Genomic DNA, 14,818 nt, shown 5'->3' with positions numbered 1-14,818 from the left:
AGAAAAAGTGTTGTGGCAACAGACAACCTATGAAGAGAGAAGGGGTATCATGGCACAGCGTTTGCTAGTTATTGAGGATGAACCTACATTATCGAGATTACTCACGTATAACCTGACACAGGAAGGTTATGACGTTACGGCAGAGGATCACGGATCTGCAGGATATGATCGGGCCTTGTCTCAGGAATTTGATCTCATTTTGCTTGATCTGATGCTTCCGGGCATGAATGGTCTGGACATTCTGAATAAGTTAAGAATACAGGGTGTCAGTACACCTGTTATCATTCTGACCGCCAAGAACGGTGAAGCCGAGGTAGTACAGGGACTGAAATCGGGTGCCGATGATTATATTACCAAACCATTTGGTGTATCTGAGTTATTAGCCCGAGTGGATGCCGTATTAAGACGTTATTCCAATGGTGAAGACTTACCACAGCCTGATGACAAGGATGGTTCACGAATTATTCTGGGAGAGCTTGAGATTTATCCTCTGAAATATGAAGTGACACTGGGTGGACAATCCATCAGTCTGCGTCCGAAAGAATTCGAAGTTCTCTTATATTTGGCCAAAAAGCCGGGTGTGGTACTGACAAGGGATGATCTGATGAACGCGGTGTGGGGCTTCGATTATATCGGAGGTCAACGAACAGTGGACGTACACGTCAGCTCATTACGCAAAAAGCTGGAGCTGGACCCAGAATCGGTTCACATTGATTCCATTCGTGGTGTAGGTTATAAATTGGTTGTGAAAAGAAAAACTCCCCATCATTCAAGTTAGCAATGATCGGGGAGTTTTATTTTACATTCGTTTAACATAAAGGAGGATGTTCCTTTACGTAGAGGGAGTAGCATGGACTTATCTGGGTGATACTTTATACCTACATAATCTATCTCAAGACGGAGCTAATACGTAAAGGAGATTGCGCATTTATGCCCATGTTGCTCGAAGTGAAACCTGACCAGCCTCATGTTGTTTTACATAACGAAGAATTAACGACACCCGAACAACAGCATCATGAAGTAACGGTGGTTGCTGAAGAACCTGTAATCCATCTGCAAGACTATTACCGCCAGGTTCCTGTCGCCGGAGTCCACACGACCTGTGGAGAAGCAGCGACGATGATGAATCAGGGTCAGGAGCACCCTTGCATTGTATTATGTGATGAGCAGATGAAACCTACTGGATTGTTAATGCGAGAGACGTTATATCGGATGTTAAACGGCCGTTTTGCCGCAGATCTATTCTACCGTAAGCCGGTCATACAAGTCGTGAACACATCGCCGGTTATTGCAGATATTCATATGGAAGCGACCACAATTATCGATATCGCACTTGGACGGAATGAACAACATTTCTACGATTGTCTACTCGTTACGGATCAGGATCGACTGCTCGGTGTGCTGACGATGCGTGATGTGATGTCGCTTTCCCGCAGATTGCAACAAGCGTCTTCGGAAGAACGTGTTCGTACGGTATCGGAGAGCAGGCAGGAGATAACGAGAATTAATGAAGCAGTTACCAAGCTGGTGCATGCAGCGAATCAGACCGTTCATGAGGCCCGGGAGATCATGGCATTGTCCAAGCGGGGCGAAGAGAGTTTGAAGCATGTCGATGCTTCCTATAACCGGGTACATCAGCATATGGAGAGTCAAGGACAACATGCGGATCACATGTTGAATTCGATCAAAACAGGCTCAGGCATGGCACATTCGATCCGATCTCTGGCAGATCAGAGTGGGCTCCTTGCCCTGAATGCTTCCATCGAAGCAGCACATGCCGGTGAATATGGACGAGGTTTTCAGATTGTTGCAGGCGAGATTCGAGCGTTGGCGAAACAGACCCGTGAAGTTGCAGGCAGCATGTCTTCATTGCTGGAGAATATTGGTGGACTGACCCTTCAGACCGTAGAACTGGTTAAGGCAAGCGGAGCGGAGATTGATGACAGTTCGGTACATGTCACTGCAGGGGGAGCCACGTTCCGGCAACTGAACAGTGCGGTGAGAGATCTGTCCCGTATAGCAGAGGAAATTGCCATGGAAGGCGGAAAAGCTGGAGAAGTCGCAGAGCATATTCGTACAAAGCTGGATGAGATGGTTTTGAATAGTGAGTAAAATATAAGGCAATCCATAAGGCTAAGGTAGACATCAGGAATCAGATTGATCCATTACGCAGATCATGAAGGTTAAGGATGTCTTTTTACATTCCGTTAACATGAAAGTGATACGGTTTTTACAATGAGAGGGTAGGATATTAAAGATGGCCGAGCAGCGATGAACGATTACCAGCATCGGTCTCAACGTAAAGGGAGTTTTCGTGTCCCTGCAGCGAAGGAGAAGTGAACATCCATGAAGGACCTCATTCACATTGATAAACTTAATTTATACTATGATACGCATCACGCGCTTAAAAATATATCGATGGATCTGCCGGAAAAAACGGTTACTGCGTTCATCGGGCCGTCAGGTTGTGGTAAATCGACATTGCTTCGCACATTGAACCGGATGAATGACATGATTCCGGGTGTTCGTGTGGAAGGACAGGTTATGTTGAATGGCTCCGATATCTACAGTAATGAGATTGAAGTGGAGACACTGCGCAAACGGGTCGGCATGGTGTTTCAACAACCGAATCCGTTCCCCAAATCCATTTATGATAACGTCGCTTATGGACCACGCTTGCATGGGGTAACCCAGAAGGCTGAACTGGATCGGTTGGTGGAACAGAGTCTTGTCCATGCGGCACTGTGGGATGAAGTGAAGGATGTATTGAAAAAGTCGGCACTGAGTCTGTCTGGCGGACAACAGCAGCGTCTCTGTATTGCACGGGCGCTGGCTGTACAGCCTGACGTTCTGCTGATGGATGAAGCAACGTCGGCACTCGACCCGATCTCCACGTTGAAAATTGAGGAGCTGGTGAAGGAATTGCATCACAAGTACACCATCGTTATGGTTACCCACAATATGCACCAGGCGGCACGGGTATCTGGACGCACGGTATTTTTCCTGAATGGTGAAGTGGTGGAGGCAGCTGATACGGAGACGTTATTCTCCACACCGCAAGATTCCCGAACCGAGGATTATATCTCTGGAAGGTTCGGTTAAGCGAGCTGAGTTGGAATGATCCCGGCATAACCGGAGACGATGGATAAGGAGGACATGAAATCTATGATTCGCAGAAAAGAATTTGATCAGGAGCTTGAAGAGCTGCGTACCTTGCTCAAGCAAATGGGTGAACATGTAGGAGCAGCACTGGATGGGGCTATTGAGAGTTTACAAACGATGAACGCGGAGAAAGCTCAGGTCATCATCAAGAATGATGCGAATCTGAATGCCCTTGAAGACAAAATTATGGAGCTTGGCTCCAAACTGATCATTACACAACAGCCGGTGGCGAAGGACCTCAGACGTATTATCGTGGCTTTCAAAATCTCCAGTGATCTGGAGCGTATGGGAGATCTTGCTCTCGACGTGGCGAAGGTGACACTCCGGATGGATGGACAGAAGCTGATTAAACCTCTGGTGGATATCCCGCAGATGGCAGAAATCGTGAAATCCATGATTGATGAATCCATCGAATCTTTCCTGAAAGAAAACACAGATCTGGCCTACAAAATGGCTCAGACGGATGATCAGGTCGATCAACTGTACAGCCACATGATCAGTGATCTCTACACGTTAATGACAGAGCATCCGAATCAGGCTTCTCAGGCTATGCTGTTAATGATGGTTGGACGTTACATTGAACGTATTGGCGACCATGCAACCAACATTGGTGAGAGCACGGTATACCTGGTCACAGGTAAACGTCCGGATCTGAATCAATAGAAGAGTATTGCTTTGGCTTTGGAATTGGGGAATCAGTGCTGATTAAGTAATGCAATCATATGAATGGAAAAGGACTTTCTCTCAGGTAGGCTGTGTACAGCTGCCTGTGGAGGAGGTTCTTTTTTGCGATTAAATGAAGTGAAAAGAGGCTATTCTTTTTGATGTGACAGGTGGGTATGGTATCATGAGAATAGATGTAATTTGAAGAGGTTGACCATATAATACGCGAGGTGCTGGAATGGACAAGTTTATTCTCATAGATGGAAATAGCATTATTTACAGGGCGTTTTTTGCAATGCCGCCTTTGACCAACTCGAAAGGTCTGCATACCAATGCCGTATATGGCTTCACCACGATGCTGCTGAGACTGCTTGAAGAGCATAAGCCTACACATGTGATGGTCGCATTTGATGCAGGCAAAGTTACGTTCCGACACGAAGGATATCAGGAATACAAGGGTGGTCGGGAGAAAACACCACCAGAGTTGTCAGAGCAATTCCCATTGCTCAAAGAACTGCTGAAAGGACTTGGCATTGCCCAGTTTGAGCTGGCAGGATTTGAAGCGGATGACATTATCGGGACGTTAACCAAACGCGCAGATGAAGCGGGCAGACAGGTGCTTGTTGTATCGGGTGACAAAGATATGCTGCAGCTTGCCTCTGAACATGTACATATCGGACTGACACGTAAAGGGGTAACCGATATTGAACTGTATGATCCTGCTCAGATTAAGGAGCGTTATGGTCTGACGCCGCTGCAAATCATTGATCTCAAAGGTCTGATGGGCGATGCGTCTGATAATATTCCGGGTATTCCCGGAGTCGGAGAGAAAACAGCACTGAAGCTTTTGCACCAGTTCGGATCGGTGGAGGATGTGCTGAATGGTACAAGTGAACTGAAAGGCAAGATGAAGGAAAAGATCGAGGCCCATGCCGAAGATGCCCGGATGAGCAAGCAACTCGCGACAATTCACCGGGAAGTTCCGCTTGAGCAGACGTGGGAGGATATGCAATTCGGCGGTTTAAAAGAAGAACACGCTGGCCCTGCACTGGCCAAGCTGGAATTCAAATCCTTGCTCGAACGTCTGTCGTTCAGCGGCAGCCTGGCTTCTGAACAGGAAGCGGTCCCTGCTGCCGAGGTAGAGTCCTCCATTGCAACAGAGGACAACATAGGCGAGCTGTTCAGTTCCCTGGGTTCCATTGATGTCCTCCACGTGGAGACACATGGGGATAACCCGCACCAAGCAAAATTGATTGGACTTGCTGTAGGTTCCGCTGGAACCTATACGTTCATATCTCCCGAATTGCTTCATTCCGATGCTGCTGCTTCAGTGCGGGAATGGCTTGGTAATTCAGAACAACCAAAGCGCGGGTATGATCTTCATCGTGTAGACCTGGCTCTACATGCACATGGAATTGAATTCGCTGGCGCATCATTCGATGTACAGCTGGCTGCTTATTTGCTTGATCCAACGGAATCCAACCAGACAATTAGTGGACTCACAACCAAGTATGGTCTGCCATCACTCGTGGAGGATGACACGGTTATGGGCAAAGGGGCCAAGTATAAGGTGCCGGAAGCAGAGATCCTGGGCGATTTCCTTTGCCGGAAAGCTGCTGCTGTGGCAGCGATTATACCTCTCCAGGAACAGGCGCTGGAGGGCGATGAGATGAACTCACTTTTCCATGAGCTGGAGATGCCGTTGTCGCGTATTCTGGCAGATATGGAGAAGCAGGGTATTAAGGCTAATACAGCCGATTTGCAGGCGCTGGGAAGCGAGTTCGAAGAGCATATCAGCAGACTTATGGCTGAGATTTACAAGTTGTCAGGGACGGAATTCAATCTGAATTCGCCGAAGCAACTGGGGGAGATTTTGTTCGACAGACTGGGCTTGCCGGTCGTGAAGAAAACAAAAACAGGCTACTCCACAGATGCTGAAGTATTGGAGAAATTAGCGCCTTATAATGATGTGGTTAAGCATATCCTGCAATATCGTCAGCTTGCCAAGCTGCAATCTACTTATGTGGAAGGACTGCTCAAAGAGATCTCCGATCGAGATGGCAAGGTGCATACGTATTATCGTCAGACCATTGCTGCAACGGGACGACTTAGCAGTCAATTCCCGAACTTGCAGAACATTCCGATTCGGATGGAAGAAGGTCGCAAAATCCGGAAGGTATTTGTTCCTTCCGAACCCGGTTGGTCCATTTTGGCAGCAGACTATTCCCAGATTGAACTGCGTGTTCTGGCACATATTTCGGACGATGAGCGCTTGAAGGAAGCATTTGTCAATGATATGGATATTCATACGAAGACTGCTTCGGATGTATTTGGCGTGAAGCCTGAGGATGTGGATGGGGATATGCGTCGTTCCGCCAAGGCAGTTAACTTTGGTATCGTATATGGAATAAGTGATTATGGCTTATCACAGAATCTGCACATTACTCGTAAAGAGGCAGCGCAGTTTATTGATCAGTATTTTGAAGTATTCCAGGGTGTGCGCCGATATATGGATGACATTGTGAAAGAAGCTCGCCAGGATGGTTACGTTAAAACGCTGCTTGAGCGACGTCGTTACCTGCCAGAGATTAATGCCAGCAACTTCAATCTGCGCTCCTTCGCAGAGCGTACGGCGATGAACACACCTATTCAGGGAACTGCGGCAGATATCATCAAGCTGGCCATGGTACAGATGGATGAAGCACTGCGGGAACGCAAGTTGAAGAGCCGTATGTTGCTTCAGGTGCACGATGAACTTGTGTTCGAAGTGCCTGCCGATGAATTGGAGCTGATGAAAGAACTCGTGCCTTCGGTCATGGAAAAAGCATTGGAACTGTCAGTTCCGCTGAAAGCTGAAGTCAGCTTTGGGGATAACTGGTACGAAGCAAAATAATCAAGCAGCGCGCGGTTTTTCCGGTATTTTACAATCGGACCTTCCATGTTAGAGATATAAGAAAAGGGTCCCGCTGAGCGCCATCTTCCGTTATAATATAGGGGAGGTGAGAACATCATGCCGGAATTACCGGAAGTCGAAACAGTCAGAAGAACATTGAATCAACTTATTGTGGGCAAAACGATTGATCATGTGACCGTTAGCTTGCCGCGAATTATTCAGCGGCCGGACGACATAGATGCATTTGCAATGGAACTCGCGGGACATACCGTAATTGGCGTGGAGAGACGCGGCAAGTTTTTGCGTATTTTGCTGGACGGGCTGGTGCTTGTCTCCCATCTGCGGATGGAAGGAAGGTACGGCGTGTACGAGCAGCATGAAGATGTGGAGAAGCATACACATGTAATCTTCCATTTTAATGATGGTACGGAATTGCGTTATAAGGATGTACGCCAGTTCGGTACGATGCATCTGTTTAATACAGGTGAGGAACTGATATCGAAACCTTTGCTGAAGCTGGGATTGGAGCCGCTTGATCCGGCCTTTACGGTAACCGCATTCCGTGAGGCGGTGGGCAAGCGAACAACCAAAATTAAAGCTGTGTTGTTAAATCAGGCATATGTGGTGGGTATCGGGAATATTTATGTGGACGAGGCTCTATTTCGCGCCGGCATCCATCCTGAGACCATCGCCAAAACTCTGACCGAGGCGCAGTTAACGGTGCTTCATGAAGCGATTGTGGCTACGTTGCAAGATGCAGTGAATGCAGGGGGTTCATCCATCAAATCCTATGTGAACGGACAGGGTGAGATGGGCATGTTCCAGCATCAACTGAAAATCTATGGACGCAAATCGGAGCCTTGTGCAACATGTGGTACGTTAATTGAAAAAACGGTGGTTGGTGGCCGTGGTACGCATTTTTGTCCGAACTGTCAGCCGCTGAACTTGAACTGAATGAACGAAATGATGAAATCATAGCACCCTTGGATTCCTCCCTCCATATACTGATATGGCAGAAATAAGCGGGCGTATACCCATACTGGCATCTTCAGTTGGCACGAGTACCGCACAGAGGAGGAGTCCGGGGTGCTGCATCATTTTATTTCATTGCTGGCGCTTGCTTTGGCGCTTAGTTTAGATGGTTTTGGAGTCGGGATTACATATGGGTTACGGAGGACGAAGATTCCCCTGTTATCTATCGCTGTTATTTCGATCTGTTCGGGATTGGTTATTGCCTTGTCGATGCAAGTTGGTGTGCTGTTGTCCCATGTCGTGTCACCGAATATCGCTTCCATTGTGGGCGCCGTTATATTGATAGGTATTGGTGCATGGTCACTGTTGCAACTTATTCGAAAGCAAGGAAAAGAACAGCTGGAAACAGGCAACGGAACGGATGAGGGAACAGAAGAAACAAACGTTAATGCGATGGGAAACGTACAAGTGACGCTGCCGGATTCCAAAGGCAGGAATCAGGTGCTTGCACTGGATCTGGAGCAATCGGCTTCGGGTGGTTCTCTCGAACGAATGGTATTTACTTTGGAGCTCCGTAAGCTGGGGGTCGTCATTCAGATCCTTCGCAGCCCTTCCAAGGCGGATATGGATAACTCGGGAAGTATATCTGCTCAGGAAGCGATGTGGCTGGGGATTGCCCTGTCTCTGGATGCGTTTGGAGCAGGCCTGGGAGCGGCTCTTTTGGGATTCCCCACGCTCTGGACGGCACTCATTATTGCCCTGTTTAGTGGGGCGTTTCTGTCACTCGGCATGAAGGTTGGACTACGATTCTCAGCCCTGCGCTGGATGCGAAGACTCTCTGTATTGCCGGCACTATTGTTAATGATTATGGGAATAATGAAGCTGTTATGAGGTGAAACGATGAATATAGGCTTAACCGGCGGGATCGCGACAGGCAAAAGCAGTGTTTCCGCCTATCTCGCCAGTAAGGGAGCGTTGCTCATCGATGCAGACGTTATTGCCCGGGAAGTTATGATGCCCGGGCATCCCGTGTTGGCCGCCGCTGTTAAGCGGTTTGGACAAGCCATACTGAACGAAGATGGAACACTGGATCGGAAAAAGCTTGGAAGTATTGTTTTCCAACAACCAGAGGAACGAAAGGCATTGGAGGCTATCACACATCCGGCGATCCGTAAAGAGATGCGTGAACGGGCTGCTGCATATGCGTTGCAACATCCGGATAAACTTGTGGTATCTGATATTCCATTGCTCTACGAATCGGGTCTGGAAGACGGCTTTGAGGAAGTCATGGTTGTCTATGTACCGAGAGCGGTTCAACGAGATCGCTTGATGAGTCGGGATGGAATGACTGCAGCGCAGGCTGAGGCACGGATGGATGTACAGATGGATATTGAGCGCAAAAAGCAGTTGGCTGACATTGTCATCGATAACAGCGGTTTATGGACTGAGACGGAGCAGCAAATTGACTCATATCTACAGCGTAAGGGTTTGTTATGAGAATATTGCGCAAGAAACGAGTACTGCTGTTGATGTTTGTGTCCTTTGTATTGGTGCTATTTCTGAATACAAACTGGATGGCATGGTTCTATCCGATTCATTATAAGGAAGAGATTCGTGCCCAATCTCAGAGCTATGAGGTTGATCCGTTTCTGATTGCTTCCATTATCAAAGTGGAGACCAATTTCAAGACAAGCAAGGAATCCAAACGAGGTGCCATTGGACTCATGCAGCTGATGCCGGACACGGCCAACTGGATATTGGAACAAGCCAAAATTCCCGACACTTCACTGGAGGAATTGAAGCACGAGCCTGAACGAAATATTCAGTTAGGCACATGGTATCTGCGCAATCTGTCCGATCAATTTGGTGGCAATGAAGCGGTTATGATCGCTGCTTATAATGCGGGTCCAGGCAAAGTGAATAGTTGGCTCAGAGATGGTGTATGGGATGGTTCATTCGATACGGTAAAGGATATTCCATTTGGTGAGACGCGTCACTATGTACAAAGGGTCATTTATTATTATAATCAGTATGTTAAGATCTATAATACGTTCTAAGTATATAAGTAGAAGCACAGAGCAGGCCGGTTGTTCACCGGCCGCTCCATGCTCCTCTGTGTAGCGTATTACGATGCAGATATTATTGGTATTGACCTGCCAATTGCTGTTCTGCAATTGTTACCAGACGCTTCGTGATGTATCCACCGATCGAACCGTTCTCGTAAGAAGTCATGTTACCTTGGTATCCGTCTTGTGGGATGCTGATTCCGAGTTCTTGAGCAACTTCATATTTCATTTGCTCGAGTGCTGCGGAAGCTTTAGTTACCACCAGGTTGTTGGAGTTACCGTTGCTTTGTGCCATTGCTGTTCACCTCCTCGTGAGTTGGTAAAAGTATTATGTCTCGGCAATGCATTTTTCATTACAAAATCAAGACAGGGAATATGTGGTAAAAAGTAAAACGTGGGAAGTGATCTGATTTGAAGTGTCCTTATTGCGGTTATATGGGTACCAAAGTGCTTGATTCGCGTCCGGCCAACGAAGCGAAATCCATTCGCCGTCGCCGGGAGTGTGAGCAGTGTGCCCGAAGATTCACAACGTTTGAGATGATTGAAGAAACTCCATTAATTGTTATCAAGAAAGATGGCAGCCGGGAAGAGTTTAGCCGGGACAAGATTCTTCGCGGGCTTATTCGTGCCTGTGAGAAACGTCCAGTCTCCGTTGAGACGTTGGAGATGATGGTATCTGAAGTCGAGAAATCCCTGCGTAATACAGCTGATGCTGAAGTGGAGAGTCGTCAGATTGGTGAGCTATTGATGGAACAGTTGTTTCCAGTCGATGAAGTGGCGTATGTCCGTTTCGCGTCGGTATATCGTCAGTTCAAAGATATCAATATGTTCATGAAAGAACTGAAATCCCTGTTGTCCAAAGACGATCTGGAGGATTAGTGAAGTGGGAAAGGGAGAAGAGCAGTCTGGAGTTCCAGTCCATGTGTACCAGTGAAATCGGTTGTTCTTCTCCAATCATTTTGGATCTTGAAAAATTGATTGACAGCGAAAGCTGGATTTTATATGATATAGGAGTCGCCTGTGGAACGTTAGCAGTGTTGGACAAGTTATCTATTTCATATCCTGGGGCCTTAGCTCAGCTGGGAGAGCGCATCGCTGGCAGCGATGAGGTCAGGGGTTCGATCCCCCTAGGCTCCATAACGAAGAACGCCATCACATTAGTGTGATGGCGTTTTTTATGTGGTGAAATAAATCAGAACATGATTAATGAAGTAGAAGGAATTGGGGACGTATATTCTAAATACCAAAAATCGAGGGTTTAAAGTCCTGACCGGGGAGTTGTCAAAAAAATGCAGTTTGAAAACAAGAGACCCCTCCGGCTGGATATTGTCCAACCGGGAGGGGTCTCCTTAATCCTGTATACGCTTTCACTTAGCCGGATATTCGACGAACCTTACAAAGATCGTGGCTACTTCGGCGCGGGAGGCGGTGGCTTTGGGAGCAAAAAAGTTGCCCGGTTTGCCTAATACAATGCCGTTGCCTTGTAGCGCTTGAACGGCCTCCAACGCCCAGGAGCTGATCTCACTCTGATCCGTGAAGGGTTTAGAGTAGCTTTCAGGTATCTCATAGCCCTTGTAGTTCATGTAGTTGTAAAGTATCACTAGCAGCTGCTCGCGCGTTAACGGCGAATTGGGGTCAAACAGGTCTGCGTTTGTACCGTTGACTATGCCTTTTTCGGCCGCCCACTCGGCTGCCGCGGTGTACCATTGTCCGTCCGTCACGTCATTAAAGCGGGAACTCGTGTAGCTGGAGAGGTTTACGTTCTCAAGATTGGCGAGTACCTGCACGAACATTGCACGCGTCATTGCGCTGCCCGGTGAGAACATTGTGGACGTCGTGCCGTTGAAAAGATCGTATGTGTAGGCGAAATTTATATCGTTGTAGAACCAGTCTCCCATGTTGGCATCCCTGAAAGGGTTGCCCGATATCACGAGGAAGCCCAGTGGGGTGGCATCATCGAACACCAGCTCCGTACCCTCACGGATGTTCAGCGACATGCCGTTGTTTAAACCGACTCTTGCTCCGTCCGGTCCTACCACAACCGCTCCGCTGCTCCGTATCTTCGATCCACCGTGGAGATGCACCTGGTTGCCGTTTGACAGGTTCACATGCGCGTCTTTACCGCCTACTATGACTGTACCGTCGCTCGCGATCGTTGAGCCACCCGAAATGATCACTGTGCTGATGCCTCCAGGTAGTGTCACTTCGGCGCTTTTGTCTTTCGGAATGGTTACCTCACCGTTTGCGTCTATCGATGTGCCTTCGGGTACCTTAATCTTCGTCCCGCCTTTGGTCGTTATCTCGCCGCCGCCTGGCAGGGTGGTGTTGCCGTTTTTGTCTGTGATTGCGGGCTTATCCTTCGGTGTATTCACTGTGTAGGTCGACTTCGAGGTTCCGGTTCCAGGGTCTGTCCCGATGCCTGTATTGTCGGTGTTGCTTGAATTATCAACGTTGCTTGTATTACCGGTGTTGCCCGTATTGCCGCCAGAATCAGGTACAGTGGGAGTCGTCGTCTTCATCGGTGTCGCCGTAGCACTGATCTCCGCGCCGTCTCCCTTCGCGTTCACCGCGATGATGGTGAAGTTGTAGCCTTGGCCGTTTGTCAGATTGTTGAAGGTATATTTGGTCTCCGCCGCTTCCAATGCAACCGGTGTTACATTTCCATACCATACCTTATAGCCCAATATCGCGCTGCCACCATCGTCAGCAGGAGCATTCCAGCTCAATGTGACCTGTCCGTCACCCGCTGTCGCTTTGAAGCCACTCGGTGCATCAGGCACGGACGGTTTTCTCTGCGCGAACATCCAATCAAAGACGTCTGTGTAATCGTTGTTCCAAGCCGGCAAGTTAGAGGACTGCGCCGTGGGAGCTATGCTCCAATTCCCCATAGTGATCTGGTTATAAAGCACCGCCGCTTCAACTTCATGCGCTATATAATCAGCCAGAACAGGTGTGTTGGCCGGATTCGGCCTCAGATTCGGCTGATCAAATTGATTGTAGGGCCACGTAAGAGCCTCATTACTCTCAAAGCGCGAAGCCCTCGCGTTGACCATTTTTGGCATATTGTTATTGATGAAGTTATTGAGGTTTGTCTGGTAGCCACCAACATTATGAGCATTTAAAAACATCCAATAGGCCAGGGTGTTGTGAGCGTCATTGTCTTTAGCGTTCGGTGAACCGCTTACCGGGGCCATAGGTGCGGCGGCAGCGAAGAAGCCGGGATAGCTGTTAACTAAGTTATTCGTATACTGGCCGCCCCATGAGAAGCCTGCTGCGTAAATACGGTTAGGATCTACTTCACCGCTGGCAATCAGGGCGTCTATGACCTTCTTAACATTTTCTGTGGAGGGAACAGATACGCCATTATAGGAAAGATTCAGTACATGGCTGGCGTACTTATCGGGATTTTGCTCCATCTTTTTCATTAAAGCGACGGAGCCGTTGGCGGATTTCATGGCCGCTTTTTGGTCTGTCGCAGCGTTTGTGCCGCCGCGTGACATGCCGTGGGTATATACATACAGCGGCAATCCTTTCATCACGTTACCGTCTTCATCCTTGTGAAGGTAGAGCGAACGATTGACCGAATTGTCCGTGAATGTTGTAAATTTATCGAGGATTGGATTCACCACTTTTTCCTGTTCAAAAACCACATTGTGAAGCGAATTCCCTTCTGTCAGTACGATTTCGCCCTTTTGAACAAGGGTGTAGACCTGCCTAGTCGAGTTACTGCTGCCATCCAGCGTTGTACTGCCGCCGCTCTCTGAATAAAACTCAGACTCAACAACGATGTAACGACCGCTCGTCAGTCCGTCCTGATAATCTGGTGAATGGCTAATCGGCCCGACATAGCCGCGTACCTTTGGCTCGTCATTAGCGTATACCCTTGTGATTTTGCGTGGTCCTTCAAAGGTCACTGCTTCGCCGTTCAGGGTCGTGTTCCTAGCCGATAAGGCAAATAAATCCGGATTAAGCGCGGAGCCTAACGCCGACTTCCCCTCGCCTAAATCAATGATAACAGCCGTTGTGTACTCGCCACTGGCGAAGTTGTCATTCCATACGATAAAGGGAAGTATCCCCGCGTCCGGATCGTTTTTGAATGTCACATGAATGGCATGATCAGCCTCAATATTCGTAAAGGTATAAGTGCCAGCAGATAGAGTCACGGTCTGGCCGTCTACTGTTACGGTATCCACAATTTTGCCGTAATCGGGGGCAAACGTAATTTCTTTGTTAGAGCCCCGATCTACTCTCAGAACATCCCCGGGTGGGTTCGACATGATTGAGCCGCCCGGTCCCGCAGTGGCGGTAATTGATAATCTGGTGTCTAATTCATTGGCTGGGATGAGCTGCAGGCTGTCTGTAAATGAATCAGAGCTGGTGTAAGCTGCGTCTGGAACTCCAAAAGAGGAAACGACTTCATAGCGGTCACCGCCGTTTTCTGTCGAGTTATTAATATAGACCTCAAAGGTAAGCTGTCCCTCCTCAAAGGTCAAATTTCTTTTGGGTATTCTCATTTCCACGATGTATCCGGTTTCCGTGATCTGGGTCCATGCAGCCCTGCCTGGAGCGGCCTGCCCTGAAAACACACCCGTCGAGCTGACTCGCCATTGATTTGAGCCGCTGGTTCCGGTACCAACATAAAACTCCAGGCTGTCATACCGGTGATCTGCGCCAGCTCCCTGATATAGATTACTGTCATTCACATCTACGCGGGCATACAGGTAGTCATGATCCCAAAGGATTCTTGCTGTACCCATGGCATGGGGTCTCGGGTCGGTGGGTACCGTGCTTTTGTTGATGTGATGCTCCATGGTTTGGTCCCAGAGGGGATCATTTGACCCGAGTTCGGGAGTTCCAAAAATGGCGGTGGGTGTTTCATTCGCTTCTGCGTTCTCGATGTTGTCAGTGGCGGCAGCATAGCTGGTAGGCATTAGCGACGCTACCATGACCAAGCAACAGAGGAATGCGAGCATTCTGCTAAATCGTTTTGGCATAAATGAAAATCCTCCTTATTTTTTTGATCCGGTTCGCCCACGGCTTACCGACATCTTATTCGGACACG

Annotated in this window: 12 protein-coding genes and 1 tRNA gene; 11 read left to right on the top strand and 2 right to left on the bottom strand. The window is 48.3% G+C overall.

The window, feature by feature from the left end; all coding sequences use genetic code 11:
* Positions 1–49 precede the first annotated feature (49 nt).
* From ACX9NY_RS13895 to ACX9NY_RS13855, 9 genes are all read left to right on the top strand, one after another.
* A complete protein-coding gene (locus ACX9NY_RS13895; protein ID WP_339241021.1) occupies positions 50–778 on the top strand; it encodes a response regulator transcription factor in 729 nt (242 codons plus the stop codon).
* Positions 779–930: 152 nt separating this feature from the next.
* Positions 931–2,112, top strand: coding sequence for a methyl-accepting chemotaxis protein (locus ACX9NY_RS13890; RefSeq protein ID WP_472478933.1), 1,182 nt, complete (start codon positions 931–933; stop codon positions 2,110–2,112).
* 234 nt (positions 2,113–2,346) lie between these two features.
* Positions 2,347–3,102: a phosphate ABC transporter ATP-binding protein PstB gene (gene pstB / locus ACX9NY_RS13885; RefSeq protein ID WP_339260134.1), complete on the top strand. Its 756-nt coding sequence runs from the start codon at positions 2,347–2,349 to the stop codon at positions 3,100–3,102.
* Between the two features lie 63 nt (positions 3,103–3,165).
* On the top strand, positions 3,166–3,825 hold the full coding sequence (gene phoU / locus ACX9NY_RS13880) for a phosphate signaling complex protein PhoU (protein WP_017689478.1): 660 nt from the start codon (positions 3,166–3,168) through the stop codon (positions 3,823–3,825).
* Positions 3,826–4,063: 238 nt separating this feature from the next.
* On the top strand, positions 4,064–6,718 hold the full coding sequence (gene polA / locus ACX9NY_RS13875) for a DNA polymerase I (protein ID WP_472478930.1): 2,655 nt from the start codon (positions 4,064–4,066) through the stop codon (positions 6,716–6,718).
* Between the two features lie 117 nt (positions 6,719–6,835).
* A complete protein-coding gene (gene mutM / locus ACX9NY_RS13870; protein WP_339303171.1) occupies positions 6,836–7,672 on the top strand; it encodes a DNA-formamidopyrimidine glycosylase in 837 nt (278 codons plus the stop codon).
* A 132-nt stretch (positions 7,673–7,804) separates the two neighbouring features.
* Entirely contained in the window at positions 7,805–8,581 is a 777-nt protein-coding gene (locus ACX9NY_RS13865; protein ID WP_472478928.1) for a manganese efflux pump, read from the top strand.
* A 9-nt stretch (positions 8,582–8,590) separates the two neighbouring features.
* Positions 8,591–9,187 (top strand): dephospho-CoA kinase, encoded by a 597-nt coding sequence (gene coaE / locus ACX9NY_RS13860; protein WP_472478926.1) that lies wholly within the window; start codon positions 8,591–8,593, stop codon positions 9,185–9,187.
* Positions 9,184–9,747, top strand: coding sequence for a lytic transglycosylase domain-containing protein (locus ACX9NY_RS13855; protein ID WP_315936545.1), 564 nt, complete (start codon positions 9,184–9,186; stop codon positions 9,745–9,747). The genes coaE and ACX9NY_RS13855 overlap by 4 nt, the downstream gene beginning before the upstream one ends.
* Before the next feature lie 82 nt (positions 9,748–9,829).
* Here ACX9NY_RS13855 and ACX9NY_RS13850 read toward each other — a convergent pair whose 3' ends face one another.
* A complete protein-coding gene (locus tag ACX9NY_RS13850) occupies positions 9,830–10,051 on the bottom strand; it encodes an alpha/beta-type small acid-soluble spore protein (protein WP_017689472.1) in 222 nt (73 codons plus the stop codon).
* Positions 10,052–10,167: 116 nt separating this feature from the next.
* On the opposite strand from ACX9NY_RS13850, the gene nrdR reads away from it, so the two are divergent.
* On the top strand, positions 10,168–10,635 hold the full coding sequence (nrdR, locus tag ACX9NY_RS13845) for a transcriptional regulator NrdR (protein WP_036609807.1): 468 nt from the start codon (positions 10,168–10,170) through the stop codon (positions 10,633–10,635).
* Positions 10,636–10,820: 185 nt separating this feature from the next.
* A tRNA-Ala gene (locus ACX9NY_RS13840) sits at positions 10,821–10,893 on the top strand.
* 230 nt (positions 10,894–11,123) lie between these two features.
* On the opposite strand, the gene ACX9NY_RS13835 is transcribed toward ACX9NY_RS13840, so the two are convergent.
* A complete protein-coding gene (locus ACX9NY_RS13835; RefSeq protein WP_472478924.1) occupies positions 11,124–14,750 on the bottom strand; it encodes an S-layer homology domain-containing protein in 3,627 nt (1,208 codons plus the stop codon).
* Positions 14,751–14,818: the final 68 nt, after the last annotated feature.

This window comes from Paenibacillus sp. CB74 (assembly GCF_055687625.1).
This window is presented reverse-complemented; position numbering and strand designations above follow the sequence as displayed.